20 protein-coding genes, 1 tRNA gene and 1 pseudogene are annotated in these 24,418 nt (G+C 70.8%); 8 read left to right on the plus strand and 14 right to left on the minus strand.

The genetic code is table 11. The features are described from left to right. Nucleotides 1-62 precede the first annotated feature (62 nt). Nucleotides 63-482 (minus strand): CopD family protein, encoded by a 420-nt coding sequence (locus GF068_RS20825; protein WP_153821144.1) that lies wholly within the window; start codon nucleotides 480-482, stop codon nucleotides 63-65. A 138-nt stretch (nucleotides 483-620) separates the two neighbouring features. Between GF068_RS20825 and GF068_RS20830 the strand changes: the two genes are divergently transcribed. The 3 genes from GF068_RS20830 (at nucleotide 621) to pdxA (ending at nucleotide 3,903) form a co-directional block, all read left to right on the plus strand. Beyond that, nucleotides 621-2,069, plus strand: a complete 1,449-nt coding sequence (locus GF068_RS20830; protein WP_153821145.1) for a TldD/PmbA family protein — start codon at nucleotides 621-623, stop codon at nucleotides 2,067-2,069. A 62-nt stretch (nucleotides 2,070-2,131) separates the two neighbouring features. Beyond that, complete coding sequence (locus GF068_RS20835; protein WP_153821146.1) at nucleotides 2,132-2,872, plus strand: winged helix-turn-helix domain-containing protein; 741 nt, start codon at nucleotides 2,132-2,134, stop codon at nucleotides 2,870-2,872. Continuing rightward, nucleotides 2,869-3,903, plus strand: coding sequence for a 4-hydroxythreonine-4-phosphate dehydrogenase PdxA (pdxA, locus tag GF068_RS20840; protein WP_240807069.1), 1,035 nt, complete (start codon nucleotides 2,869-2,871; stop codon nucleotides 3,901-3,903). The genes GF068_RS20835 and pdxA overlap by 4 nt, the downstream gene beginning before the upstream one ends. Here the strand turns inward: pdxA and GF068_RS20845 are convergent. From GF068_RS20845 to GF068_RS20860, 4 genes are read right to left on the minus strand one after another with little or no spacing between them, the layout of a single operon-like run. Continuing rightward, the gene (locus GF068_RS20845; protein WP_153821147.1) at nucleotides 3,898-4,872 is read right to left on the minus strand and encodes a ketopantoate reductase family protein; all 975 of its coding nucleotides are present in this window, start codon (nucleotides 4,870-4,872) and stop codon (nucleotides 3,898-3,900) included. The two genes, pdxA and GF068_RS20845, sit on opposite strands and share 6 nt — an antisense overlap. A 44-nt stretch (nucleotides 4,873-4,916) precedes the next feature. Continuing rightward, the gene (gene dtd, locus GF068_RS20850) at nucleotides 4,917-5,366 is read right to left on the minus strand and encodes a D-aminoacyl-tRNA deacylase (RefSeq protein WP_153821148.1); all 450 of its coding nucleotides are present in this window, start codon (nucleotides 5,364-5,366) and stop codon (nucleotides 4,917-4,919) included. 6 nt (nucleotides 5,367-5,372) lie between these two features. Beyond that, entirely contained in the window at nucleotides 5,373-5,789 is a 417-nt protein-coding gene (locus GF068_RS20855) for a hypothetical protein (RefSeq protein WP_153821149.1), read from the minus strand. Further along, the gene (locus GF068_RS20860) at nucleotides 5,786-6,397 is read right to left on the minus strand and encodes a hypothetical protein (protein WP_153821150.1); all 612 of its coding nucleotides are present in this window, start codon (nucleotides 6,395-6,397) and stop codon (nucleotides 5,786-5,788) included. The genes GF068_RS20855 and GF068_RS20860 overlap by 4 nt, the downstream gene beginning before the upstream one ends. Before the next feature lie 498 nt (nucleotides 6,398-6,895). Between GF068_RS20860 and GF068_RS20865 the strand changes: the two genes are divergently transcribed. Beyond that, entirely contained in the window at nucleotides 6,896-8,281 is a 1,386-nt protein-coding gene (locus GF068_RS20865) for a YcbK family protein (protein WP_153821151.1), read from the plus strand. A gap of 11 nt (nucleotides 8,282-8,292) precedes the next feature. Here GF068_RS20865 and GF068_RS20870 read toward each other — a convergent pair whose 3' ends face one another. Beyond that, a complete protein-coding gene (locus GF068_RS20870) occupies nucleotides 8,293-8,724 on the minus strand; it encodes a hypothetical protein (protein WP_153821152.1) in 432 nt (143 codons plus the stop codon). Nucleotides 8,725-8,769: 45 nt separating this feature from the next. After that, nucleotides 8,770-9,351: an HD domain-containing protein gene (locus GF068_RS20875; protein ID WP_153821153.1), complete on the minus strand. Its 582-nt coding sequence runs from the start codon at nucleotides 9,349-9,351 to the stop codon at nucleotides 8,770-8,772. A 217-nt stretch (nucleotides 9,352-9,568) separates the two neighbouring features. On the opposite strand from GF068_RS20875, the pseudogene GF068_RS45250 reads away from it, so the two are divergent. Continuing rightward, a pseudogene (locus GF068_RS45250) lies at nucleotides 9,569-10,066 on the plus strand (Uma2 family endonuclease); the annotation flags it as partial. A gap of 106 nt (nucleotides 10,067-10,172) precedes the next feature. Here GF068_RS45250 and GF068_RS20885 read toward each other — a convergent pair. The 4 genes from GF068_RS20885 to GF068_RS20900 all read right to left on the minus strand — a co-directional run bounded on the left by GF068_RS20885 (nucleotide 10,173) and on the right by GF068_RS20900 (nucleotide 19,241). Next, nucleotides 10,173-13,640 (minus strand): UvrD-helicase domain-containing protein, encoded by a 3,468-nt coding sequence (locus GF068_RS20885; protein ID WP_338046489.1) that lies wholly within the window; start codon nucleotides 13,638-13,640, stop codon nucleotides 10,173-10,175. Further along, nucleotides 13,637-16,888, minus strand: a complete 3,252-nt coding sequence (locus GF068_RS47100) for a PD-(D/E)XK nuclease family protein (protein WP_153821155.1) — start codon at nucleotides 16,886-16,888, stop codon at nucleotides 13,637-13,639. Before GF068_RS47100 ends, GF068_RS20885 begins: the two co-directional genes overlap by 4 nt. Nucleotides 16,889-16,980: 92 nt before the next feature. Beyond that, the gene (gene rtcA / locus GF068_RS20895; protein WP_153821225.1) at nucleotides 16,981-18,009 is read right to left on the minus strand and encodes an RNA 3'-terminal phosphate cyclase; all 1,029 of its coding nucleotides are present in this window, start codon (nucleotides 18,007-18,009) and stop codon (nucleotides 16,981-16,983) included. 5 nt (nucleotides 18,010-18,014) lie between these two features. Next, a complete protein-coding gene (locus tag GF068_RS20900) occupies nucleotides 18,015-19,241 on the minus strand; it encodes an RtcB family protein (protein ID WP_153821156.1) in 1,227 nt (408 codons plus the stop codon). Nucleotides 19,242-19,393: 152 nt separating this feature from the next. Between GF068_RS20900 and rtcR the strand changes: the two genes are divergently transcribed. Together rtcR and GF068_RS20910 are read left to right on the plus strand one after the other, a co-directional pair. Next, nucleotides 19,394-21,019 carry an RNA repair transcriptional activator RtcR gene (gene rtcR, locus GF068_RS20905; protein ID WP_153821157.1) on the plus strand — a complete coding sequence of 542 codons (1,626 nt, stop codon included), beginning with the start codon at nucleotides 19,394-19,396 and terminating at the stop codon, nucleotides 21,017-21,019. 25 nt (nucleotides 21,020-21,044) lie between these two features. Then, nucleotides 21,045-21,839: a sulfite exporter TauE/SafE family protein gene (locus tag GF068_RS20910; RefSeq protein ID WP_153821158.1), complete on the plus strand. Its 795-nt coding sequence runs from the start codon at nucleotides 21,045-21,047 to the stop codon at nucleotides 21,837-21,839. 9 nt (nucleotides 21,840-21,848) lie between these two features. Here the strand turns inward: GF068_RS20910 and GF068_RS20915 are convergent, their stop codons facing one another. Beyond that, nucleotides 21,849-22,403 carry a hypothetical protein gene (locus GF068_RS20915; RefSeq protein WP_153821159.1) on the minus strand — a complete coding sequence of 185 codons (555 nt, stop codon included), beginning with the start codon at nucleotides 22,401-22,403 and terminating at the stop codon, nucleotides 21,849-21,851. A 241-nt stretch (nucleotides 22,404-22,644) separates the two neighbouring features. On the opposite strand from GF068_RS20915, the gene GF068_RS20920 reads away from it, so the two are divergent. Further along, nucleotides 22,645-22,767 (plus strand) — tRNA-OTHER (locus GF068_RS20920). 146 nt (nucleotides 22,768-22,913) lie between these two features. Here the strand turns inward: GF068_RS20920 and GF068_RS20925 are convergent. Together GF068_RS20925 and GF068_RS20930 are read right to left on the minus strand one after the other, a co-directional pair. Then, nucleotides 22,914-23,534: an HdeD family acid-resistance protein gene (locus GF068_RS20925; RefSeq protein ID WP_153821160.1), complete on the minus strand. Its 621-nt coding sequence runs from the start codon at nucleotides 23,532-23,534 to the stop codon at nucleotides 22,914-22,916. A 113-nt stretch (nucleotides 23,535-23,647) separates the two neighbouring features. Further along, nucleotides 23,648-24,418, minus strand: a 771-nt coding sequence (locus GF068_RS20930) for a dioxygenase family protein (RefSeq protein ID WP_153821161.1), incomplete at its 5' end; no start/stop codon positions are given.

Consider the following 24,418-nt stretch of genomic DNA (forward strand, 5'->3'; position numbering starts at 1 on the left):
TCGCGTCGGAACCGGTGGCCGGGACCAAAAACCGTCCGATCCCGCTGGATCCTGGCCGGTCTTCAGCTCGGCAGCTTGAAAATCGCGAAGAAGGCGGCGATCACCGCCGACACCGCGAGGATCACCGCCATCATAGCAGTCGGCCCGGCGTCCTGCACAGTTCCGCGCGCGAGCTTCTTCGCACGGCCGCCGATCACGTGGTGGATGCCGATCACCAGGAGCGCGAAGAGCAGCTTGCCGTGCATCCAGTGCGTCTCGACGAAGTAGTAACGCGTGGTCATGAGCAGCCGCGCGAGGCCCGTCACGAACGCGAGCACGAACGCCGGCACGCTCAGCGTCCGGTAGATCCGCTCGCCGAGCGCGCCACGAACCTTCGCGTCCGTCCCGCCTGCCGTGAGGACGAACGCGACCGCGAGGATCGAGCCGATCCAGACGAGGTTGCCCGATACGTGGAGCCACAAGAGGGCGAGCTGTCCGTTCATCGTGGACTCGCGTTAGCCCGTCGCCCGAGCGACGTCGACTTTTCTGCGCCCGAGGGCGCGAGATCCCGCACGATGAGGCCGGATTTCCTCGGCCGTCGGCTCGACCGACCTTACCGCGCGCTCTACATTGGGAGGCCCATGACCAGAAGCGCTGCCTATCGTGCCCCGTTCGCGCCGGGCGGGGACAACGAGATCGACGCCGACCTGTGCGGGCGGCTCCTCGCCGTCGCGCTCTCCAAGGGCGGCGAGTACGCCGATCTGTTCTTCGAATACCGCGCCGGCGGCGGCTTCTCCTTCGACGAAGGCATCCTCAAGGCCGCCTCGCGCGGCGTGTCCATGGGCGTCGGCGTGCGCGTGCAGCGCGGCGACGCGACAGGCTACGCCTACACCGAGGATCTCTCGTGGGAGTCGATGAAACGAGCGGCCGAGACCGCCGCGCAGATCGCCACGAGCTCGGGCGGAACGACACACGTGCTGCCGAGGTTCCGACCCCTGCCGGATCGCTACAACGTGCCTCTCGTCTCGCTCGACGTGCCCGGCATGGAGAAGCGCGCGTTGCTCGAACGAGCGAGCGCCGCGGCCCACGCCGAAGGCCCGCACATCGTGAAGGCGGAAGCGAGCTTTTCCGAGGAGATCCGCGAGATCCTCCTGGCCACGAGCGACGGCGTGATGGCCCATGACGTGCAGCCGCTCTTCCGCTTCGGCGTGCGCGCGATCGCGGAGCGCGACGGCAAGCGCCAGGAAGGTTCGAGCGGAGGCGGCGGACGAACGACGCTCGCGGCGTACTTCGCCGATCACTCGCCCGAAGAGCACGCCCGCGAGGCCGCGCGGCAGGCGGCGACGATGCTCGACGCCGAGGAGGCGCCGGCGGGCGAGATGAACGTGGTGCTCGCGCCCGGCGACAGCGGCATCCTCTTGCACGAGGCCGTGGGCCACGGGCTCGAGGCCGACTTCAACCGGAAGGGCACCTCGAACTACGCCGGCAAGGTCGGCGAGTCGGTCGCGAGCCCGCTCTGCACCGTAGTCGACGACGCGACGCTGCTCTCCTCGCGCGGCGCGATCAACGTCGACGACGAGGGCAACGAGCCCGGCCGGAGCGTGCTCATCGAGAACGGCACGCTCGCCGGCTACATGCACGACCGACTCTCGGCCAAGCACTACAAGCTCGAGCCGACGGGCAACGGGCGACGTGAGAGCTTCGGCGCCGCGCCCCTGCCGCGCATGACGAACACCATCCTGCTCGCGGGACCGCACGATCCGGAGGAGATCGTTCGAAGCGTCAAGCGCGGCGTCTTCGCCAAGAAGTTCGGCGGCGGCCAGGTCGACATCTCGAACGGCGACTTCGTCTTCTCGTTGACCGAGAGTTACCTCATCGAGGACGGCAAGATCACGCGGCCGCTCAAGGGCGTGAACCTCATCGGCAACGGCCCCGACGTGCTCGGCAAGGTGACGATGCTCGGCACCGACCTCGCGATCTCCGACGGCATCTGGACGTGCGGCAAGGACGGCCAGAGCGTGCCCGTCGGCGTCGGATGTCCGACGATCAAGATCGACAAGATCACCGTGGGCGGGACCAAGATCGGCTGACGGCGCGGCGCGGCGGCCTCGTGCTTGCCGCGCCGCAGCACGAGCTTTATAGCGACCAGCGCATGTCGCGCCGCGCGTCGTTCATCGTCATCGTCGGGCACGGCCCCGACCTCGAGCGCGAGGAAGGCGCGGCGAGCGTGCTGCGAGGCCTCGGCGCGAGGGTGCGTCTGCTCGATCTGTGGGACGAACCTTATCGTTGCTTCGAGCGCGAGGAGGACGAGGCGCGCGTGATCCTCGTGGAGACGCCGGAGCGGCCGGACCTCGCGGCCTCGGCGCTGCGCGCGCTCCGGCGCGAGCCGCGGCTCGCGGGCGTGCCGGCGATCGCGTCGGTCTCGGTGGCGCAGGTGGGGCGGCTGGATCCCGCGAGCGGCTTCGACGATTTCGTCCTCTCGCCGTACGTGCCGGTGGAGCTCTACGCGCGCATCCGCAAGGCCGAGTGGCAAAAGAGCGAGTTTGCGACGGAGGAGCGCGTGAAGGTGGGCGCGCTCGTCGTCGATCGATCGGCGCACGAGGCGTGCATCGACGGCCGCAACGTGCCGCTGACGGCGAAGGAGTTCGCGCTGCTCTCGTACCTCTGCGAGAAGCGCGGCAAGGTGGTGTCACGCGACGAGCTGCTCGTGAAGGTGTGGGGAGCGCGCTACGAAGGCGGGCCCCGCACGGTCGACATCCACGTGCGCCGGCTGCGCTCGAAGCTCGGCAGCGCGCTGCCGCTCGTGACGCTGCGCGGCGCGGGCTACAAGCTCGAGGCGCCGGACGGGGCGAACACGAGAGCACCCGAGCTCGGGAGGGTGATCGTCGCATGAAGCGGGTGACGGTCGCGATGAGCGTGGGTTGTCCGAGCGGGATCGGCCCGGAGGTCGCGGTGCACGCGGCGGCGCACGCGGACGCCGAGGCGCGTTGCCTGCTCGTCGGCGACGAGGAGACGCTCCGGCGCGCGGCGCGCGCGAGCAAGATCGCGCCCGCGAGGTTCCGGGTCGTGAAGAGCGCGGAAGAGGTCGAGACGATCGAGCTCGGCGAGATCGGCGTGTGGGGCCCGAGCACGAAGCTCTCCGCGCCGGCGCGGCCGGGAGAGCCCGATCACGAGGCGGGCGCGGCCCAGCTCGCGTGGGTGAACGAGGCGCTCGCGCTCGTGCAGGACGGCACGGCCGAGGCGCTCGTGACGGGCCCGGTGTCGAAGCTCGCGATCGCCACGAGCGGCGCGCCGGGCGCGGAAGGTTTTTCGGGACATACGGAGCACCTCGCGGCGCGGCTCGGGGCGCGGGAGGTGGTGATGGCGTTTCGCGCGGCGAACATCACGACGGCGCTCGTCACGACGCACCTCGCGCTCGCCGAGGTCCCCGCGGCCGTGACGTCGGAGGCGGTGGCGACGAGCTGTTACTGGCTCGTGCGGCTTCTCCGATCGCTCGGCTTTTCGGCGCCGCGCGTGGCCGTGGCGGCGCTCAACCCGCACGCGGGTGAGGGCGGGATGCTCGGGACCGAGGAGGAGACACGTATCCGGCCCGGGATCGTACGAGCCGAGGAGCGGCTCGCCGCGGAGGGGCTCGCCGCCGCGCTCGTGGGGCCGATCGGCGCCGAGACGGCGTTCCGCAAGCAAGCGGCGGGGGCCTTCGACGGGGTCGTGGCGATGTACCACGATCAAGCGACGATCCCGTGCAAGCTCGTGGGCTTCGGCGAGGCGGTGAACGTGACGCTCGGCCTGCCCGTGATCCGCACGAGCGTCGATCACGGGACGGGTTACGACATCGCCGGCACGGGCAAGGCCGATCCACGCGGGATGGAGAGCGCCCTCTCGCTCGCGCTCACGCTCGCGAAGGCCCGGGCCCGAGGGTCATGACCTGCCGAGCCGCTCCATGAGGTGATCGAGCTGGGGCATGTCGAGGCCCTGCTCGCGGCCGAGCGCGCGGATGCTCTCGCCCATGGCGAGGTGCTGGGCGTGCAGCTTGGGGCCGAAGTGACGCTCGACGAAGCGCACGGTCTCGGGGGCGAGGCGGCGCGCGAGGGCGACGCCGGGCTTGAGGGTGTACGGACCGACGAACCGCGTGAGCACGTGCGCCCACGGCGCGACCTTGCCGAGCTTCTTGGCGAGCGCCTCGCACTCCCTGGAGGCGGCGAGCGCGGTCTCGAGCAGGTCCTTGTCGTGGAGCACGCCGTCGATGCCGGAGCCCGCGTCGATCGCCGCGATGAGCGGGAAAAACGAGACGGTGCTGGCGGCGTTGAGCGAGGCGACGTCAGGCTCGAAGCGCGTGGGCAGGCCGCCGTTCGTGAGGCGCCTGGCGAGGACCTCGAGCGTGTCGCGCGAGAGCGAGTGCGCGGGGCCCGAGGCGTCGTCGTCGAGCAAGGTGGAGGCGATGCCGGTCGACCAGTACCGAACGACGCCACGATCGTCGACGTCGTCCACGTACCCGGCGACGCCCGGCATGGCGCTGACGACGCGCCGCCCGACGGCCCTCTCCAGCGCGGCGAGCTGCGGCGGCAGGAGGGGCGTGAGCACGACGAGCGGCACGGCCGGGCCCTTGCGGAGCGCCTCGGCGAGCGGATCGTCCTCGTTTTGGCGCAGGCGATCGAGCTGATCGAAGCGCACCGCGAGCAGCACGAGCGTCGCGTCTTCGGGGATCGCCTCGATGCGCCGCGGGTGTTCGACGGCGTCGCGGCGCTTGTCCCCGTTCACCTGCTCGACGACGAACGCGTACGTCTCCGAGAGGCGGGAAGGCCGCACGACGAACGAGACCTGCACCCCCGCCGAGGCGAGGTGTGCGCCATAAATGCGCCCGAGCGCGCCCGCTCCGAAGACGATCACGTGCATGGTGACCCGTTACGTACAGCCGGGGGCGGCACGTGGGAAGACGATCAGAAGAGGCGGCGCGAATCGAGGAGGATCGTGACGGGTCCGTCGTTCTCCACGAAGACACGCATGTCGGCGCGGAAGCGCCCGGTCTCGACGGGTACGCCGCCCTCGCGAGCGGCCTCGACGAAGCGGTCGTAGAGCGCCTCGGCGGCCGCGGGCTCCATCGCGCCGTCGAAGCTCGGGCGCAGGCCGCGGCGAACGTCGCCGAAGACGGTGAACTGGCTGATGACGAGCAACGCGCCGCCGACGTCGGCGAGCGCGCGGGTCATCTTGCCGCGCTCGTCCGGAAAGACGCGCAGGCCCACGACCTTGCTGACCACGTAGTCGAGGTCGGCCTGCGTATCACCCTTCTCCGCGCCGACGAACGCGACGAGGCCGAGGCCGATGCGGCCCGTGACCTCGCCGGAGACCTCGACGCGGGCCGAGAGGGCGCGCTGCACGACGGCGCGCATGATCGATCAGCCGAGGCCGAGCTCTCGCGTGAGGCGGCTCGTGATCGCGAAGTACGTGCTGCGGTCGTAGGGCTTGTTCAGGATGTGGAAGTCTTTCCGGACGAGCCCGACGCATCCGAAGCAGTACGTGCACTCGGTGCAGTCGACGGAGCGGACCACGTAGGAGCACTGGGTGCAGCGCTCGCACGCGACGCAGTGGTTGCAGCGCACGAGGTCGCGCGAGCTCCGGCAGTGCGTGCTGTCCGAGCAGCGCTGCGAGTCGACGCAGTAGTGGCAACGCGCGAGCGCCTTCGAGTTCTTGCAGAACGTGCAGTCGACGCAGCGCTCGCACCCGGTGCACTGCACGCAGCGCTCGTTCTCGGTGCGGGTCTCGTGGGCCTGGGCGAGCTTGCGCAGCTCGGCCTCGAACTCGGCTTTGTTCATTGTGCGGACTGATTTTGCGTGTCGGGCCGGCCGCTCACCTGCCTGCGGAGCTGGGCGGCGGCGTCGCGGGTGGACTCGTCCTCGGCGAACTCCTCGATGCGACGCAGGCGCGACTCGAGCACGGCGCGGCGCTTCGGCAGCTCGCCGACGAGGAGCGAGGAGAGCGAGGAGAGCGCCTCGCGCACGCGTGACTCGTCGCTGTGCTCGAGGAGCTTCAGGTGCACGTCCTGGTCGTCGGGGAAGTTGAAGCCAGCGCCGAGGAACTCGTTCGCGGCCTTCGTGATGTGCGGGCGCCCCTCGGCGCCGAGCAGCTTCGCGAGGAGCCTCTGGCGCTCGGTGGCGCGCGGATCACTCTGCGGAGGCGGCGCGAGCACGATGCGGCCCGGCTTCGGGGTCGTGTCGCGGCCGTTCTTGCCGCTCTTGCCGTTCTCGGCGGGCTCCGGGTCCTTGCGCGGCGCGAAGAGCGCCTCGAGCGCGGCGCGATGCTCCTTCGCGACACGGCTGTCCTGGGTGCTCGCGCCGTTCCGGTTCGTGCTGCCGGCCTTGGGGGCCCGCGCGAACGGCGCGAGCTCGGGGTTGTGCCAGACCTTGGTCTCGTCTTTCCGCATCCGCCGCATAAATTCGTCCTTGCTGCCGCCGGAGGGGAGATGGCTTGGCAGTGCTCGCGGTTCTTGGGTCCCGGACTCGTGAGCCCGGAGGCAACGTTCGTGCTCGACGTGTGCCCTCGTGGCGTGCTGAAGCTTCGCTTGCCTTCGCTTGCTTCGTGAACACGCGCGGGGCGCTCCGTCGCGGCGTTGCCCTTCTGGTTCTCCAAGAACGCTGGTCTGCTCGAGCCGACCTTTCCCCCGGTGCGGGCCTACTACGCGGGCGCCCCGGTGACATTCCTCCCGCCGCCGTCCGAGCGACGGGACGTGCCACGTACAGGGCGACGTCCGCGCCATCGAGGCGCGCATGGCGTCGCGATGGGTGCCCCACCTCTACCACAGGCACCCGTGGAAGCCTCAGAAAATTAGGCCCTCGCACCCACCCCATGACACAAGGCGAGACACCGGCGCACCCACCGTCCGTCCGCATGGAGGGATGGGCGTCGGTGGAGAGCACGACACATGGTCAGCGGTCGTTACGGTCGGATCAGGCGTAGGGTTGCGTCCACGCTCGCGGCGCTGTTGACGCTCGCGGCGCCCTTCACCTTCGGCGAGGCGTTCGCCGCCGAGGAGGCCCCGGCGCCGAAGGCCGCGGAGCAACCCAAGAAGGCGGAGAAGGCGCCCGAGAAGCCCAAGAAAGCCGCCGCCGCGCCGAAGAAGCGCAAGGGCCGCCGCAAGCCGCCGCCGAAGCGCATGGTCGAGGCCACGCCGAAGACGGCCGCGTCGCAGAACAAGGCCGCGTCGACCAAGCGCAAACCGGAGAGCGCCACGAAGTTCGCCAAGCAAGAAAAAGGCGCGACCACGACCGCGGCCACGAAGGCGGCGAGCACGAAGGGCGCGACCACGACCGCGACCACGAAGAGCGCGGAGACGAAGAAGAAGGCCACGGGCGCGGCGGGCGTGTCGCGCACGAAGAAGGCGAAGGCGCAAACGCCGAGCAAGAAGCGCAAGGGCACGAAGAAGGCGCAAGCCGAGGCCGAGCGTCCACCCTGCTTCGCGCCGGCGGTGTCCGTCGATCGGAACGGCCTCGAAGGCGAGGCGTTCTCGCTCGTCGACTGCAAGGGCAAGGTGCTCGATGACGCGCGCGCGCGTCTCAGCGTGCTCGCGCGCCCCTGGGGCACGCCGCGGCCCGAGCTGCCGAAGAAGCCCGAGCCGCGCGCGGGCAAGCAGGGGAAGGCGAGCTCGACCAAGGGCAAAAAAGGTCAGGAAAAACAGGCGCGCGCAGAGCTCGCCTCCGGGGAGATCGCGCCGAACGTGCGCCTGCTCGATCCGGGGCTCCTGTCGCGGGTCGAGGCGATCGCGAAGCACTTCCCGGGCAAGGGCATCTCGCTCGTGAGCGGCTACCGCCCGAAGAGCCAGGGCAGCCTGCACCAGAGCGCGCGCGCGCTCGACCTGCGCGTCACGGGCGTGTCGAACGAGGAGGTCGTCGCGTTCTGCAAGACGATCACGGACACGGGCTGCGGCTACTACCCGAACAGCTCGTTCGTGCACGTGGACGTGCGCGCGCCGGGCACGGGGTCTGTGACCTGGATCGACGCGTCGGGCCCAGGAGAAGCGCCGCGTTACGTGAGCCAGTGGCCCCCGCCGCCCGAGCCGCCCGCGGACGCGACGACGACGTCGCCCGTCGACGAGGCCGACGCGGCGATGGAGGAGCAAACCAAGGAAGAGCCGGCCGCGAAGGAACAACCGGCCGCGAAGGAACAACCGGCCCCGCTGAACCCCACGGCCAAACCGCCCGCCGAGAAGGACGAGGACGAGAAGGAAGCCGACCCGCGCGACCCCGTGCCTCCTCCGAAGAAGGCCGAGGCGCCGCCGCCCCCCGCGGCCGCCTCAGCGCCGACGCGATAACATCCCGTGCTTCACGGCGCGGGCGCCTCGACCGGGAACCGGATCTGCGCCAGCACCGAGAGTTTGTCCGGCGCCGCGATGGCCTTGCCGCCGAGCGCGCGCGCCACGCACGTCGCCGCGTCCCCCTTCGCCGCGGGATCGCGGATCACGCCCTGCTCGACGCGGAACGCGACGTCCAGCGCCTCGCCGCGTCTCCCTGCCTCGACGACGTCCGGGCAGAGCTCGACCGCGGCGTGCAGGGCCGCGCCGAGCACCGGGACGAGCGGATCGATGTTCGTCCCTTTGGTCACGGCGACGGCGATCTCATAGTCCGGCATTCCGCGCTTCGTCGCCATCCGGAGCCCGACCGGCTCGCCGTACTCGATTTCGGGCGCGGCCGGCTCCGAGCGGCACGCGCTGCCGAGCAGGCCCGCCGCCAGGAGAAAGCCGAACATCTTCTTCATGCCCCGCACATAACACGGACGGCGGCCTCCCCGGGACGCGCGGACTCAAGCCGAACGATGTTCGAGCGAGGACGGGCCGGCGGGCGCGGCGACGACCTCGACGAACGCGCGCTCGAACTCGTCGATCAATGGATGCGGCGGCAGGCGGACGATGCGCTCGCGTATGGCGCGAAAGCCGGCGATCTGCGTGTCGCGGCCGCGGCGGAACATCGGCCAGGGGTCGCCGTGTGTCGTCGCGCAGACGACGATCGATTGGAAGTTGTCGATCTTGTCGGCAATGGTGATGGCCTGGGCGTCCCAGGGGTTCTTCATGAATTGCTCGAGATAACGCTGCTTGCGCTCCTCCCAGGCGTGGGACTTCGCCGGCTCGGTCACGGCGAGCACGAGATCGGCGACGCGGCGCCCGAAGAGCCGCGTGATGTCCTCGGCCGTCGCGCCGGTGTCCTCGATGGCGTCGTGCAGCGCCCCCGCCGCGATGACCTCTTCATCGAAGCCATGCTTGGCGAGCAGCACCGCGACGCCGGCCAGATGGCTCATGTACGGCACGTCGACGCCGGGGTACTTGCGCTTCTGTCCCCGATGCCAAACCGCCGCCTGATCGAGCGCTCGCTTGAGGAGGGGCGTCATGCCTGGAATCTAGTGCCCAAGAGGCGCCTCGGCGAGCGCCGCGAGCGCACGTCGCGAGAACTTCCTCGTTTTGTCAAGTCAGGGCGAAGCCTGCGCGCCCGCTTCCGGCGCCCGAGCCCGCTTTGCCGGAAGCGCCGCGCATCCACGGCCGACGCTGGGGGCGTGGTAAGGTGGGCTCATGCGAGCCGCGACCGCAGAGGTGCTTCCCAAGGAGCCGATGACGCTCGACGAGTGGGCGGACCTCGACGAGGACGAGCCGGGAGAGCTCGTCGATGGGCAGCTCACGGAGGAGGAAGTGCCAAACAACGCCCACGAGCTCGTCGTCGCGTGGTTCATCTGGGCGCTGCGCACGTGGGCCATGCCGCGGCGGGCCCTGGTGTTCGGCTCGGAGCACAAGCTGGGCGTGTCCGAGACGCGAGGCCGCAAGCCCGACGTGTGCATGTACGCGCCCGGCGAGCGCCTCGGTCCGCGCGCTTCGCTCTCGCGGAAGCCGCCCCTGATGATCCTCGAGGTCATCTCCATGCGCGGCCGCGACGTGCGGCGCGATCGAATGGACAAGGCGAACGAGTACGCTCGCTTCGGCGTGCGCTGGTACTGGCTGCTCGATCCCGAGTCGCGCGTGCTGGAGATGTGGGAGCTCGGCGCCGACGGGCGCTACGTGCGCGCGCTCGTCGCGAGCGACGGAACCGTCGAAGCGCCGGCCTTTGATGGGCTCACGCTGGATCTCGACGCGCTCTGGCGCGAACGGGACGCGTGCCTGCCAGACGAAGAGGACGACGAGACCAGCGGCGAATACCCGATGCTCGACGCGAGCGGCGCCATCAAACACGCAGGAGCAAAGCCTCGCACGCCTCCCCCGTCGCCCGCCCGATCGCCGTCGCGTAAAGCGACACCTGCCGCCGATAGACCGGCCCCGCGCGGTCGATCTCGCGGTCGGTCTTGAAATCGACCACCGTCCAGCCGCTCGGCTCGCGAAACGCGAGGTCGACGATGCCCTCGATCAACGTCCCGTCCTCGGCCCTCAGGCAAAGCGGCGTCTCCCGCCGACATTCGCCGCGCGCATCGGCCGCGCGCGCCCTCTCGATCACCGGATGCGCGAGCGCACGGACGACCGAGCGCACCGCCGCCGCCTCCTCGGCCTCCGTCGCGCCGAAGAGCCGACCCGCGAGCGCCGCCGCCCCCTCCACCACGCCACGATCGGCCGAGAGCGGGACCTGCGCGAGCACGGCATGCACGAGCTCGCCGAAACGCGCGCCCCCCGGACGACCCGCCTCGCGACCCACGTCGACGATCGGCACGTCGAGCGCGGGCGCCTCCGTGGAGGTCTCCGCCCGCTCCGTGACCGTCTGGATCGTGTAAAGCGCACGCGCGCCGCGCTCGCGATCGGCCGCGCGTTCGCGCGCCCAGCGGCGGTACGTCTCCAGGTCCTCTTCCACGCGGCCGACGGGCGCGTCCTTGCGGAGCATGTCGTCGCGGCGCACGCCGAACGCAGGCTCGCGCTCGAGGTCGAGGCGCGTCACGTCCCACCACACGACCGCGTGACCCCCGGGCAAACGATATCCGCCCGCGCGGACCGTCTCCGGCCCCGGCGTGGCGCCCGGCGGCCGCGAGAGGACCGTGTCCTCGCCGAACGACGGGCAACCAGGCGCCACATCGGGCGAAGGCCGCGCGCCCGATGGAGGCGCGATCGCCGCGTGGATCGGGCCGATCCACGACTGCTCGGGGAAACGCGGGGCGTCGCCGACGGCAGGCACGACGACGAGGTCGCGCGCGCGCGTCGCCGCCACATACACGAGCCTCGTGCCCTCGGCCTCGTCGCGGCGCATTTCGAGCGCCTCGTACTCCACGAGATCCCAGGGCGCGACGCTGCCGAGGCGGAGCGCGCAGAGCGAACGCGAGGCGTCGACGTAGCGGCTCACGGCTTGCGCGCCGAGGCGCGCGGTGACGTCGGCGAGCACGACGACCGGGAACTCGAGGCCCTTCGCGCGATGCGCCGTCATGATCCGCACGCCGTCGCCGCCCTCTTCGAGGACCGGCGCTTCGGGCGCGCGGCCCCGCTCGGCGTCCTCTTCGAGGTGCTCGACGAACGCGCGGAACGACGTGCCACCCGAGGCCTCGTACGCGCGGCCGAGCTCGGCGATGTGCAGGACGTTCGCGAGGGCGCGTTCACCCGAGGGGCGCAGGGCGAAGCCCACGCAGGCGCGCGTGGCGTCGCAGAGCTCGGCGACCGTGCTCTCGATGGGGCGCGCGTTTCGACCGGCTGCGAGCCTCGCGAGCAGCGAGAGCGCGGCGCCGATCGGGGCGAGGTGCGGCGGGAGCGGGGCCTCGGGGATCTTTTGAGGTGAAAGCTTTCCGTAGGTGAAGCGGTACTCGAGCAGCGCCTCGTCGCCGACGGCGAAGAGCGAGCCGCGCAGCGTGGCGAAGACGGCGAGCTCGTCGTCCGGCCTCTCGATCGCGCGCAGCGCCGCGAGCATGGTCTCGACCTCCTCGCGGGCGTAAAACGATTTGCCGCCGACGAGCACGTGCGGGATCCCGCGCGCCTCGAGGGCCTCGACGTAGGCGCGCGTGACGTCCTCGCCGTGGCTCTCGAAGCGGCGGAAGACGAGGCAGATGTGGCGCGGCGCGAGGGGGACGAGCTCGCCTGGTTGATCGCGCTCGGTCACCTTCCAGCCGCTCTCGTGGAGGAGCCAGTCGAGGTACGCGCCCACGGCGGACGGCACGCTCTCGGCGACCGCGGCCGAGGTGAGCCGCTGCTGGCCGTACGGCTGGGGCACGGGCACGCACACGATCGACGGCTGCCCCTCGATGGGCTTTCGCGCGGGCCGGAGCGGCACGTAACGCGCGGAGAGCGCCGCGCGATCGCCCACCATGACGGGCGCGAACGCCGCGTTCACGAGCCGCTGGATGTCGGGGACCGATCGGAAGCTCGTGCTGAGCTCCACGAAGAGCGCGCCACGCGTGACGACGAGCTCCTTGACCTCCTCGTAGACCGAGAGGTCGGCCCTGCGAAAGCGGTAGATCGCCTGCTTCGGATCCCCGACGAGGAAGAGTTTTCCTGGGACGGGCTGGACGTCGCGATAGGCGCGGACGCTCGGATCGTCGGCCGCGAGCAGCATGAGGAGCTCGGCCTGGAGGGGGTCGGTGTCCTGGAACTCGTCGACGAAGATGCAGCGGTAACGCGACTGGAAGGCGCGGCGCACCTCGCCCTGATCCCGCACGAGGTCGCGCGTGCAGACGAGCAGGTCCTCGAAGTCGAGCGCGCCCACCTCGGCCTTGCGCGCCTGGTAGGTCGCGACGAGCGCGCCGAGCTCCTCCTGCAGGAGCGCCGCGAGATCGCCGTCGGCCGCGCGCTGGAACGCCTCGAGCGAGGCGGCGAGCGCCGCGTGTGCCTTGAGCAGATCGGCCCGCGTCGTGTGCGCGCCGTAGCGTGAACCCGCGCCGCGGCGCGGGCGCATGAAGTCGCGTTGTCGGCAGAGGGCGCAGAGCTCGGCCTCGATCTCGTCGCGGTCCCAGCGGTGCTCGCCCTCGGCCCGGAGGCGCCGGACGAGCACGCGCGCCGGCTCGGTGTCGCGGTGCAGCGGATCGTTTCCGTGGAGCGCGCCCTCGCTCGCCTCGGCGAAGGCCGACATCTCCGCGAGGATCGCGTCGATGGCGCGGTCGCGATCGAAGGGCGGGCGCCTCCAGCGCGCCGTGAAATGACGCCAGGCGATGAGCTCCTGTCCAGCGCGGCGCAGCCGCTCGATCGGCCCGGGGCCGTGCTCTCGCCTGCGCAGGAGCCTTCGAACACCCTCGGGCGGGCGACCGAGGATCTGCTCGAGCCACCGGCTGAACGCCTCGCCGTAGCGACGATCCGCCTCGGCCTCGGTCATCACGCGGAACGCCGGATCGACGCCCGCCTCCACCGGGCGCTCGCGCAAGAGGTCCGCGCAGAACCCGTGGATCGTGCTGATCCGCGCCTCTTCGAGGTGCGCGAGCGCCCGCTCCAGGTTCGCGCGTGGCCCCTCGTCGGAGGCGAACCTGCGCGCGCGCTCGATCCCGCTGCGAAGCCTGAGCTTGAGCTCGCCGGCGGCCTTCTCGGTGAAGGTGACCGCGACGATCTCCTCGATCTCCGCGCGCCCCTCGGCGAGCACGGCGACCATGCGGAGCACGAGCTCGGTCGTCTTGCCCGTGCCCGCCGCGGCCTCGACGATCATCGTGCTGCCGAGCGCGCCGCGGATGAGCGCGCGCGCCTCGGCGTCCGCGAGCCCCTCGGCGCGCGTGGATTCGAAGGGGACGACCTCTCCCGTCACGGATCACCTCGGAGCGCCCGCAGCCGCGAAAAGAGCGCGCCGCCGTCGAGCGAAGCCTCGTCCTTGCGCGCCGCGCGCCTCTCCTCGTGCGGCCCGCACACGAGCCTGTAGCCGCACGTGTCACACGCGCCCGGCCGCGGCGCCGGCGGGAAAAACCCTTTGTCGATCGCCTCGTCGACGAGCTCGAGCACCACGATCGCCTTCGCGCGCGCCGCCTCGTCGAGCTCGATCACGTGCTCGGCGTATCCGCCGCGCGTGGTGCAGAACGACAGACTCGCGTCCTCCACCGGCTCCTTCCACACCGCCTCGTACGCGAGCCCGTACAGCACCGGCTGCAGCACCTCACCGCCGCCGATCACGAGCCCGGGTTTGGCGAAGTTCGCCCCCGTCTTCACGTCGGTGACGCGCGCGTGCCCCGTCGCCGCGTGCCGCTCGACCACGTCGATCGCGCCGTGCAGCAGGAACCGCCCGTCGATGAGCGCAGCCTCGGCCACGCTGCGAGGATCCTCGTGCTCGTGCGGCGGCAGCCCGAAGGCGAGGTCATAACGCACCGGCCAGACGAGCCAGCTCTGATCGGCCACGCGCGCGAGCCACGCATGAAGCTCCACCCGCGCGCGCTCGATCTCGTCGCGGAACACGCTCTCCACGGGCGGCAGCGTGCGCTCCTCGTGCTCGCGCGCCGCCGCGTCGAGCCGCTCGTCGAGCACGGCCTCGGCCCGCGACAAACCCTCCGGTCCAAACGGCAGCGACCCTTCCCGCTCCAGCGCCGCGAGCGTCTCGGCCTGCACGCGGTGGAAGAGCACGCCGCGCGAGATCGGATCGAGCCTGTCGGGCGAGCCTCGCCGCTCGCGCGCCGGCAGCCTGTGGATCGCCGCGAGCAAGAACCGGTACGGGCACGCCGCGAACTTCTCGAGCGCCGTCACCGCATACGGCCGCGCGCAGAGCCGGCTCGCCGTGAGCATCGCCGCCGTCGCCGCCGTCTTCCGCACGATGCCGTCGTGGTGCGTGACGGGTTTGTCCCACCGCGCCGAGCGTGCCCGGAGCGATCGCGCGAGGTGCGGGTTCAGGTCGAGCAGATACTGCGCGCGCCCCGCCGCGTCGGCTTGCTCGCCTCCATGCAGCAGGCGCCCCAGCATCGCGAGGTCGTGCTCGGCGTCGTCGATCGCGTCCTCGGGCTGCGCGGGCGCGGGCCACGCGAGGCGCGCGCCCGACGCGCTCGCGGCCTCCCTCTCGAGCGCGTCGTGATCGGGCAGGGTCCCCGTCGTCGCGCGCCGCACGTCGAGCCCGTAAAACGAAGGCACGCGTGGCCTGCCCGCGGCCACCTCGACGCGTGGATAGGACAGGTGCACCCGCTCCCGCGCGGCGCCCACCGACAAACGCAGGAGCAGCCGCTCGTTCCGGCTCCGATCGGCCTGCGTCCGGAGCGCCTTCGAGATCACCCGCCGGTCCAGGTCGAGCAGGATCGGGTCCTCGCGCGGCGCCTCCGGGAAGAGGCGCTCGGCGAGGCCGGGGACGAACACCACCGCGAACGATCGACCTCGCGCGAGCTCGGGCGTCCCCACGAACACCGCGCCGTACCGCCTCCCCGACGGCGGCGTGATCCGCGCGCCGAGCCGTCCGTCGAGCACGCGCCGCACCTCGTCGAACGACACCGCGGGCAGCTCCGCCATCGGCGCGAGCTCGGCGAGCGCGGCGAGCACGTCCTCGGGCTCGTCCAGCGCCATGCCCGCGAGCTTGCCGAGCTCCTCGATCCACACGCCCCAGCTCCCGCGCTCCGGCAGCGCCGCGAGCGCCTCGACGAGCGGCAATGCGAACCGCTTGAGCTCCGAGAGCGCCTCGATCTCGCGCTCCACGGTCTCGATCCGCGGCGAGCTCGGATCTCGCCGCCGGAGCAGCGCGAGCTCTCGATCGAAGGCGCGCCCGAGCGCCACGAGCCGCTCGGCCCAGCGCTCCTTTCGCCCGACGATCGAGGCCTTCGTGAGCAGACGCTCCCATCCGATCGGCGCGGATCGCGAGGGCACACGCGCGCCCTCTCGGGCCTGCGCCTGCTCCCTTCGCATCCGCTTCGCCGTTGGTTCACCTTCGAGCAGCGCGCCGAAGAGATCCGCCCGCGGCAGGTCCGAGCGCGGCGCGGCCTCTGCCGTCGTGATCTCCTTCGGCATCGGCGCGAGCGACAGGTACTCCGCGAACCGCCGAGGGGAGAGATCCTCGGCGCGGCAGGCGAGCAGCGCCAGGAACGCGCGCCCCGAAGGATCCGGCCGCGCCGCTCCGATCGCGAGATGCGCGGGGATCTTCGCGCGACGCAGCGCGCTCTCGAGCAGCGCCGCGTACGTGTCGGGCGCGCGCAAGAACACCGCGATGTCGTCGAAAGGCACGCCCCGCCGCGCCTCCGCGAGGATCCGCCGCGTGATCTCCACGCACTCGCGACCCTCACCCGGCGCCGAGAAAAACGACACGTCCTCGCCCGCCTCCGCGGCCGAGAGCTCCGCCGCGGCGAACAGGTATTGATGCAGCCGCGACAGGGACGAATGTGATCGCTCGCTCCGATCCGTGATCACCTCGCTCGCGAGCGACGCGAGCACCTCGACGGCTCGATCATCCCCCGTCGGCGCCGTGGCGAACGCGACCTCCGCCGCGGCCACGATCTCCGCGACGAACCTCTCCTCGAGCCTCGACGCGATCGGCACGTCGAGCAGGAGCAGCCGCGCCCTTCGGATCTCGCTCGCCTCGCGCACCGCCGCCGTCGCCGCGGCGAGCACCTCCGCGCGGTCGGCGATCCGCGCCCGCTCCCGCTGCTCGTCGTACCTGCGCGCGAGCTCCCGCAGATCGCGACTTCGTGGATCGTCCCCTCGGATCTCCTCGGGACCGATGCCCTCCACGCGCAGCTCGCTCAGCGTCGCGGCCAGTGTGCCCGCGAAGCTCGGCGTCCGCGCGACCGGCGCGAAATAGCCGAGCGCGCCCTCTTCGAGCGCGCTCGCGACGGCCCGCGCGACCACCGCCTCCACGCCGAGCGGCGTCGCCGGCGCGAGCCTCCGCCGCGCGAGCTCCGGCGCGGCGAGGCGCGCCGCGAGTTGCCCCAGCGTCAGCCGGTGCAGCCCGAAGATCGCGCCACGCTTTCCGCCCACCCGCGCCGCGAGATCGAGCGCCGCCCCGCGTGACGGACCGACCAGGAGCGCGATCGCATCGGCCTTCCCCTCCCCGAGGAAGACCTCCGCGGCGGAGAGCCGCTCCTCGCTTCGGGGGGACACGAGCAGACGCAGCACAGGCCCGTCATGCCCGCGTGCGGCCGCGTTGTCGAGCGTTCCCTTCCGCGCCGCGCTCCGCCGCCTGAACTCGCTCGTTATCGCCGCGCGCCTTCCACCTCGATCACGCACTCCTCCGCGCCACGCTCGTCCAGCCGCACCTCCGTTCCCAGGAAGGTCCGGATCACCTCGACTTGCGTCCGCGTGTGACCCGACGGCGCGAGCGTTCGAAACGCCCCGCCTTGCCCGAGCGCCATCGGCAAGAGCAGTTGGTCCGCGAGGTGCTCGCCGACGGGAACGCCTGCTTCGAGGTATCGCTTCACCTCCTTCGCGAGCTTCTCGGCCACCACCTCCGCGCGCACCCCGCGCTCGCCGAAGGCCGTGAAGACCTCGGTCACGTGGTTGCTCTCCACATCAGCCACGAGCGCGTTTCCCGGCCCCGGGCTGTTCTTCACGACCTCGGGCCGCGCGCACGCCGGGTCCCACGGCACCTCGGCGAGGAACGCTTCGACCTCGCGCACCCCGACCGAGCCCGGGATCTGCGACACGATCGCGCGGAGCTGCGTCCTTTGCACCTCGCCTCGATCGAGCAGCGAGAGCCCGGCGAGCTTCGTGTTCCCCTCGATGGAGACCTCCACGCGGCCTCCGCCGGCCGGGTAAAACCCGTACGACACGAGCCGCGCCGACACCTTCGCGCCCATCTTGCGCACGATGGGCAAAAACGCGCGCTCCACGAAGTCGAAGGGCGGCGCCATCGGGTTGTGCGTCCCGCCCTCGAACACGAGCGACGAGCTCCCCTCGCTCACGAGCAGCGCGGGCAGCACCGTCTGCAAGACGAGCGTCGCGCTCCCCGCGCTCCCGATCGCGAATCGGTACGATCCGTGCCGCACCACGCCCGGCTTGAACACGAGCTCGCGCGACCCGATCGCGTCGCCCGTGACCTCCGCGCCGCTCACCTCCGCGGCTGCGCGAACGGCCACGAGGTGTTGACGCATGAGCCCCGGCTTCGATCGCTTCGCGCGGATCGAGTGCACCCGGAACGCCTGACCCGTCACCATCGACAGGGCGAGCGAAGAGCGCAGGATCTGTCCTCCGCCCTCGCCCGTCGATCCATCCAGCACGAGCATCGCCTTCACCCCTTCACGCACACCACTTGCCGCAGCGTGCGCACGACCTCGACGAGATCGCGCTGCGCCTCCATCACGTCGTCGATCGACTTGTACGCGCCGGGCGTCTCGTCGATCACGTCCTCGTCCTTGCGGCACTCGATCCCGGCCGTCATGCGCGCGTGGTCCTCGAGCGTGAACGCCCGCTTCGCCGCCGCGCGCGACATCTTGCGACCCGCGCCGTGGCTACACGAGCAGAACGACTCGCGGTTCCCGAGGCCGCGAACGATGAAGCTCTTCGCGCCCATGCTGCCCGGGATGATGCCGAGCTCGCCCTCGCCCGCGCGCACCGCGCCCTTGCGCGTCACCCACACGTCCTTGCCGAAGTGGTGCTCCTTCGACACGTAGTTGTGGTGGCAGTTCACGGCCTCGTTCACGAGCTCGAACGGCGGCAGGAGCCCCGTCTTTCGCGCGGCCATGATCGTCGCCTCCATCATCAACGCGCGGTTCGTCCGCGCGAACTCCTGCGCCCACGCGAGCGCGCGCCAGTACGAGCCGAACGTCTCGCTCCCATCCGGGATGTAGGCGAGGTCCGCGTCCGGCAGGTTGATGAACCACCGCTTCATGTCCTTCTTCGCGAGGTCGATGAAGTGGCTCCCGATGCGGTTTCCCACGCCGCGCGAGCCCGAGTGCAGCATGAACCACACGTGGTCGCGCTCATCGAGGCAGACCTCGATGAAATGGTTCCCCGTCCCGAGCGTCCCGAGGTGACCGATCGACGTCCCGCGCCCGATCGTCGGGTTTTCCTTCACGATCGCCTCGTACGCCGGCGCGAGCAGCGCCCACGCCTTCTGCACGCGCTCGGGCGCGTCGCCCCACGCGCCGCGGTCGCCGGGCGCGCCGCCGTTCGTGCGCCCGTGCGGCACGGCCGCCTCGATCGCGCTGCGGATCTCCTTCAAATCGTCGGGGAGATGCGACGCCGTCAGCGTCGTCTCCACTGCGATCATCCCGCAGCCGATGTCGACGCCCACCGCGGCCGGGATGATCGCGCCGCTCGTCGCGATCACGCTCCCGACCGTCGCGCCCTTGCCCGCGTGCACGTCGGGCATCACCGCGACCCACTTGTGGAGGAAGGGCAGGCTCGCGAGGCGCCGCAGTTGCGCCTCCGCCTCGCTCTCGAACGGCACGCCGCGCGTCCAGGCCTTGATGGGCACGCCGGCGGTCTCGAACGTCAGGTGGGTCGTCTCGTTCATCGTCGTTGCCTTTCACGTCACGGGTGGACGCGGACCGGAAGAGCACGCCGCGTGCCTGGCTCTGGAAGCCCTTCTTCGCGCCCCTTCATAGACGGCTGGATAAAGTGCGATACGTGGAGCGAAAATCGTGCTACTTCGTCGCCCAACGTACCATGTCTTCGCGCCCCCTCGTCGTCTTCGGCATCCTCGGCACCTCGCTCGACGCGGGCAAAGGCCCTGCGCGCTGGGAGAAGTGGCGCCCCACGGTCGCGCTTTGCCAGCACGAGGACCTGCTCGTGAGCCGCCTCGTCCTGCTCGCCGAGCCCCGCGCGGGCGACCTCGCCTCGCAGGTCGAGGAGGACGTCCGCCACGCCTCCCCCGACACGATCGTCGAGCGAATCTCGGTCACCTGGAAGGACGCCTGGGATTTCGAGGAGGTTTATGGCTCCCTCCACGACATCGCCCACGCGTACCCCTGGAAAAGCGAACGCGAGGATTACCTCGTCCACCTCACGACGGGCACGCACGTCGCGCAGATCTGCCTCTTCCTTCTCACGGAGGCCCGGTATTTCCCCGGCCGCGTCATTCAAACCTCCCCGCCCCGCAAGGAGGGCCGCGGCGGGCCGGGCACCTATACCGTCGTCGACCTCGACCTCTCCCGGTACGATCGTATTGCCTCGCGCTTCTCCCGCGAGCGCCGCGAGGGACAGAGCTTCCTCAAGGCTGGCATCGACACCAAGAATGCCTCCTTCAATCGCCTCATCGAGCGCGTCGAGGAGGTCGCCAAGGCCTCCCGCGCCCCCATGCTCCTCATGGGCCCCACGGGCGCCGGCAAGAGCCAGCTCGCCGCGCGTATCTACGAGCTCAAGAAGGCCCGCCGCCAGATCGGGGGCGAGTTTGTCCCGGTAAACTGCGCCACGCTCCGCGGCGACGCGGCCATGGCCACGCTCTTCGGGCACAAGAAGGGCGCGTACACCGGCGCCGTCGCCGATCGCCCGGGCCTCTTGCGCAAGGCCGACGGCGGCCTCCTCTTCCTCGACGAGATCGGCGAGCTCGGCCTCGACGAGCAGGCCATGCTCCTCCGCGCGATCGAGCAAAAGGCGTTTTATCCCGTCGGCGCCGACCAGGAGGTCAAGAGTGATTTCCTCCTCATCGCCGGCACGAACCGCGACCTCGGCGCCCGGGCCGCGCGCGGCGATTTCCGCGAGGATTTATACGCCCGTATCAACCTCTGGACCTTCCGCCTCCCGGCCCTCTGCGAGCGGCCCGAGGACATCGAGCCGAACCTCGATTACGAGCTCGAGCTCGCCGCGCGCCTGCTCGGCGTCAACGTCACCATGAACCGCGCCGCGCGCGAGGCCTTCCTCGATTTCGCCGTCTCTCCGCGCGCCCTCTGGAGCGGCAATTTTCGCGACCTCAACGCCTGCGTCACCCGCATGGCCACGCTCGCGCACGGCGGCCGCATCACGAAGGAGATCGTCGCCGAGGAGATCGAGCGACTCGAGCTCTCCTGGACGAGCGGCCGCGTTCACTTGCAGAGTGGCGTGTCCGGCTCCGGCGGCGTCCTCGTCGAGGTCCTCGGCCCCGCGGCCTCCGCGAAGCTCGATCGATTCGATCGCGCGCAGCTCGAGGAGGTCCTGCGCGTCTGCCGCGCCTCGCGCACCCTCAGCGAGGCGGGCCGCGTGCTCTTCGCCGAGTCGCGCAAGGAGCGCACCTCCGTCAACGACGCCGATCGATTGCGCAAATACCTCGCCCGCTTCGGCCTCGACTGGCACGCGGCGAGCGGGCGCTCGGCTTGAACCGGCCCCCCGAGGACATTTCCCCATGCCGCTCGTCTCCCAGGACCTCGGTTTTTCCGGACAGCACCCGCTCGCCCTCGCCGCCCTCTTTTGCGTGGGCCTCCTGGCTTCGGCGATCAACGCCGTCGCCGGCGGCGGCTCCCTCCTCTCCTTTCCGGTCCTCGTCGCGCTCGGCGTCCCCCCGCTCGCGGCGAACGCCACGAATTCGGTGGCGCTCTGGCCTGGCTCGCTCGCCAGCGCGTATGGCTTCCGCGACCAGCTCTCGAGGACGAAGCCGCATTTGCGATACCTCACCCTCCCCACCGTGACGGGCGCCCTCCTCGGCGCGTGGCTGCTCACGCACACGCCCCAGCGGCTCTTCGATTTCGTCGTCCCGCTCCTCGTCCTCCTCGCCACGCTGCTCCTCGCCTTCCAGGGCCGCATCCGCAAGGTCGTGCTCGGCAAAAAGACGCGGGTCCCCGCCGCGCTCGGGGTCTTTTTGCAATTCCTGGTCGCCGTCTACGGCGGGTATTTCGGGGCCGGCATGGGCATCGTGATGCTCGCGGTCTTCGGCCTCTTCATCGAGGGCACGCTGCACGAGCTCAACGCCATGAAGGCCTGGCTCGGCGTGGCCATCAACCTCGTCGCCTCGATGTTTTTCCTCGGCGAGGGCCTGCTCTGGCTCGTGCCGGGTTTCTCCGTGATGGCCGGCGCGATCGCGGGCGGCTACCTCTCGGCGCGCCTCTCGCAGCGCATCGACCCCGACAAACTGCGCCGTGCCGTCGTGGCCCTCGGCTTCGTCATGACGGCCTGGTTTTTCCGGGCCGCATTCCAGGCCTGATCGACCTTCCTACTGCAATGCGCGCACGAGCGCCGCGGCCCGCGCTCGCACGTCCTCGCTCGGATCGTCCTCTGCCATGGGCTCGGCGATCCCTGCGAATTCGCGCCACCGCGCCTGCTCCATCGCGTAAACCGCGGCCCTTCGCACGCTCGCGTCGCGGTGATTCGCGAGATCCCCGAAGCAGCCGAAGAGCTCCGCGTCGAACGTGGCCTCGGCCGTCACGGCGAGCTTGTAGGCGGCCCAGATCCCCTCGGCCTCGGTCTTCGCGTCGCTGCAAAGCGCGATGATCTCGGCGCGCTCGTAGACGGGCAGGCTGCGCCGGACGAGCTCGATCGTGGCGGCGGCGCCCGGCCCCTCCACGTCGAACCACCGGAGCCCGAGCCGGTGATCGTCCACGTAACGGATACGGCAGTCGCTCGCGGGCGTCGCCCACTCGTAGACGAGGGGCTGATGTTCGAGCGGCTCGATCCGGTTCCACAGGAACCACTGCCCCGCGGCGAACTGCCGGACCACGTCCGTCCCGACCCCATCCTTGAGCAGAAGCCGCCTCGCCTGCGTCGTCACGTCAATCCGCCTCCGAGCGCCGATGGTACAGAGCGCGCCCGGGACGTCAATCCCGGCGCCCGAAGCGGGCGTGGTTCCGTGGACGCGCCTTCTGGATAGACTTTATCCGCCAGGATAACCTCCTCCTTCGAGCCCGGGCCTTTCTTTGCGAGGCGGGCCACCAGATCCGGGCGAAATCGGGCGTTTGGGGGGTGGCTGGGGGCTTGGCACGGCGGCTGCTTCAGGGGAGGACGACGCAGACGCCAGGATAGCTCAGTGGTAGAGCACGTAAATACCTTGGCCGGTTTTCTCCGGTGACGGCAGTGATGGCCAGGGTTACTTCCATTAGAGGACGTGGTCGCGGGTTCGAATCCCGCTCCTGGTACCGCGGAGGGCTCGGGTTCCCCCTCGTTCCCTCCGCGCGCAAGCCCTCCGGGCAGTGAGGCACGCGGTTCCTTCGTTTTGGGTACGAAAAAGACCCCGCGGCCAGTTTTCTCCCGGAGAGCGAGCGCTTCTTTCGGTGCGCGCGCGTCAAGGCCGCGCCGTCGTCGTCAGCCGCCCCGCGCCGCCGACGCTGCCCGCGCCGAGGCCGATGAGGACCATCGAGGTCCCGCCGAGCAGCAAATCGATCCCGACGAGCAATCCGAGCGCCCACGCGGCCGTGCTCGGCCAGCCCGCGAAGATGAGCACGCCGAGCGCCAGGGAGACGAGGCCGTCAAAAAACAGCCAACCCCAGGCGGGGATATGGCGGTTCTGCACGGCCCGGAAGAGCTTGACCACGCCGTTTGCCGCGAAAAACGCGGCGAGCGTCAAGGTCAGGGTCACCGTGCCCGTCACCGGGAAGGCCACCACGAGGAGGCCGGCGACCACGAGCAAGACCGCGCTGACGAGCGACCACGACGCGCCTCGCCAGCCGCGGGCCCGGACCGCGTGAAACCCCTGGAAGAGGCCCGCGAGCGCCATGACCCAGCCGATCACGAGCGCGGTGAGCAGCGAGGCGAGCAGCGGCATGAGAATCAAGAGAACGCCGAGCACCATGAACGCCGCGCCGAGCCCAAAAAACCAAGCGCGGTTTCTCCGCACCACGTCGTCGACGAGCCCGGCCGCCGTCATGCGGGTCCTGTCGACCGGCCCTTCCGGAGGTTGCATCATGGGGGTAACCCTCCTTTTCTGCGCGGAAGCAGGGTGCCACCCGCGGACGGTGTCAAGGAGGTCGCTCTGCGCGAGGCAGCTCGGGCGACGACAATGGCAGGCGGTCGCTCGGCTCAGGGCCCCGGAGGCGGGCCGCCCGGGCCGCCCATTCCACCGGGCGCCTGGCACAACGTATCCGCGAGGGAAGAGCGAATGACGAGGGTCTTCCAGGCGAGCAACGCGCCGTCCGCCATCTTCTCGGTCTTCAGCGTGTAATCGGGCGCGGCTTCCGCCGAGATCACCGAGTCGTTCTCGTTCGTCGTGTCTCGCGCGCCCCGATCCTTGTAAATGGGCTGCGTCGCGATGATCTCGTCGGCGAGCTCGTCCGGGAAGAAGAGCTGGGACGTGACGTATTCCATTCCCCCCACGCGCACCGTGAAGTGGATGTGGATCGTCCGGCCCGAATACCAGCCCGGGAAGCAGGAGTCGAAATCGACCCGGCCGTTCGCGTCGGTGGTCTGCACGCCGCGGAACCAGCGCTTCGCGAGGGCCTCGGCGTCGTTCAACGTGCACATCGCCACGGAGTCGTTGCCCGAATAGAGGCCCGTCGCGGACGTGTGCCAGACATCGACCTCCGCGCCATCGATGGGCTTGCAGGACTCGTCGACGACCCGCAGTGCGAGACGCATGGGCAGGCCGGGCGTCCCCTCGCTGATGTCTTTCCGGACAATCGTTTCGGCATAACAAGGCCCGAGCGTCATCCCGCAGACGAGCGCGCACGCCGCGCCCGGATCGTCGGTGAACGGATCCGGATAATCGCCGGACATCGAGGCCGTGCCGCCCGTGGCCCAGTCGCCCGCGCCGCCGCCGCCCGCGCCGCATGCGCCGCCCGCGCCGCCCGCGCC

The sequence above is a fragment of the Polyangium spumosum genome, from assembly GCF_009649845.1.
GTDB lineage: Bacteria > Myxococcota_A > Polyangia > Polyangiales > Polyangiaceae > Polyangium > Polyangium spumosum.

Bases quoted from the DNA above. Each gene is read 5' to 3' on its own strand.
- pdxA (WP_240807069.1), top strand. From the start codon at position 2,869: ATGAAGCGGGTGACGGTCGCGATGAGCGTGGGTTGTCCGAGCGGGATC.
- GF068_RS20900 (WP_153821156.1), bottom strand. From the start codon at position 19,241: ATGAACGAGACGACCCACCTGACGTTCGAGACCGCCGGCGTGCCCATC.
- GF068_RS20865 (WP_153821151.1), top strand. From the start codon at position 6,896: ATGGTCAGCGGTCGTTACGGTCGGATCAGGCGTAGGGTTGCGTCCACG.
- GF068_RS20910 (WP_153821158.1), top strand. From the start codon at position 21,045: ATGCCGCTCGTCTCCCAGGACCTCGGTTTTTCCGGACAGCACCCGCTC.
- GF068_RS20825 (WP_153821144.1), bottom strand. From the start codon at position 482: ATGAACGGACAGCTCGCCCTCTTGTGGCTCCACGTATCGGGCAACCTC.
- GF068_RS20830 (WP_153821145.1), top strand. From the start codon at position 621: ATGACCAGAAGCGCTGCCTATCGTGCCCCGTTCGCGCCGGGCGGGGAC.
- dtd (WP_153821148.1), bottom strand. From the start codon at position 5,366: ATGCGCGCCGTCGTGCAGCGCGCCCTCTCGGCCCGCGTCGAGGTCTCC.
- GF068_RS20835 (WP_153821146.1), top strand. From the start codon at position 2,132: ATGTCGCGCCGCGCGTCGTTCATCGTCATCGTCGGGCACGGCCCCGAC.
- GF068_RS20855 (WP_153821149.1), bottom strand. From the start codon at position 5,789: ATGAACAAAGCCGAGTTCGAGGCCGAGCTGCGCAAGCTCGCCCAGGCC.
- GF068_RS20925 (WP_153821160.1), bottom strand. From the start codon at position 23,534: ATGATGCAACCTCCGGAAGGGCCGGTCGACAGGACCCGCATGACGGCG.
- rtcA (WP_153821225.1), bottom strand. From the start codon at position 18,009: ATGCTCGTGCTGGATGGATCGACGGGCGAGGGCGGAGGACAGATCCTG.
- GF068_RS20845 (WP_153821147.1), bottom strand. From the start codon at position 4,872: ATGCACGTGATCGTCTTCGGAGCGGGCGCGCTCGGGCGCATTTATGGC.
- GF068_RS20875 (WP_153821153.1), bottom strand. From the start codon at position 9,351: ATGACGCCCCTCCTCAAGCGAGCGCTCGATCAGGCGGCGGTTTGGCAT.
- rtcR (WP_153821157.1), top strand. From the start codon at position 19,394: ATGTCTTCGCGCCCCCTCGTCGTCTTCGGCATCCTCGGCACCTCGCTC.
- GF068_RS20860 (WP_153821150.1), bottom strand. From the start codon at position 6,397: ATGCGGAAAGACGAGACCAAGGTCTGGCACAACCCCGAGCTCGCGCCG.
- GF068_RS20870 (WP_153821152.1), bottom strand. From the start codon at position 8,724: ATGAAGAAGATGTTCGGCTTTCTCCTGGCGGCGGGCCTGCTCGGCAGC.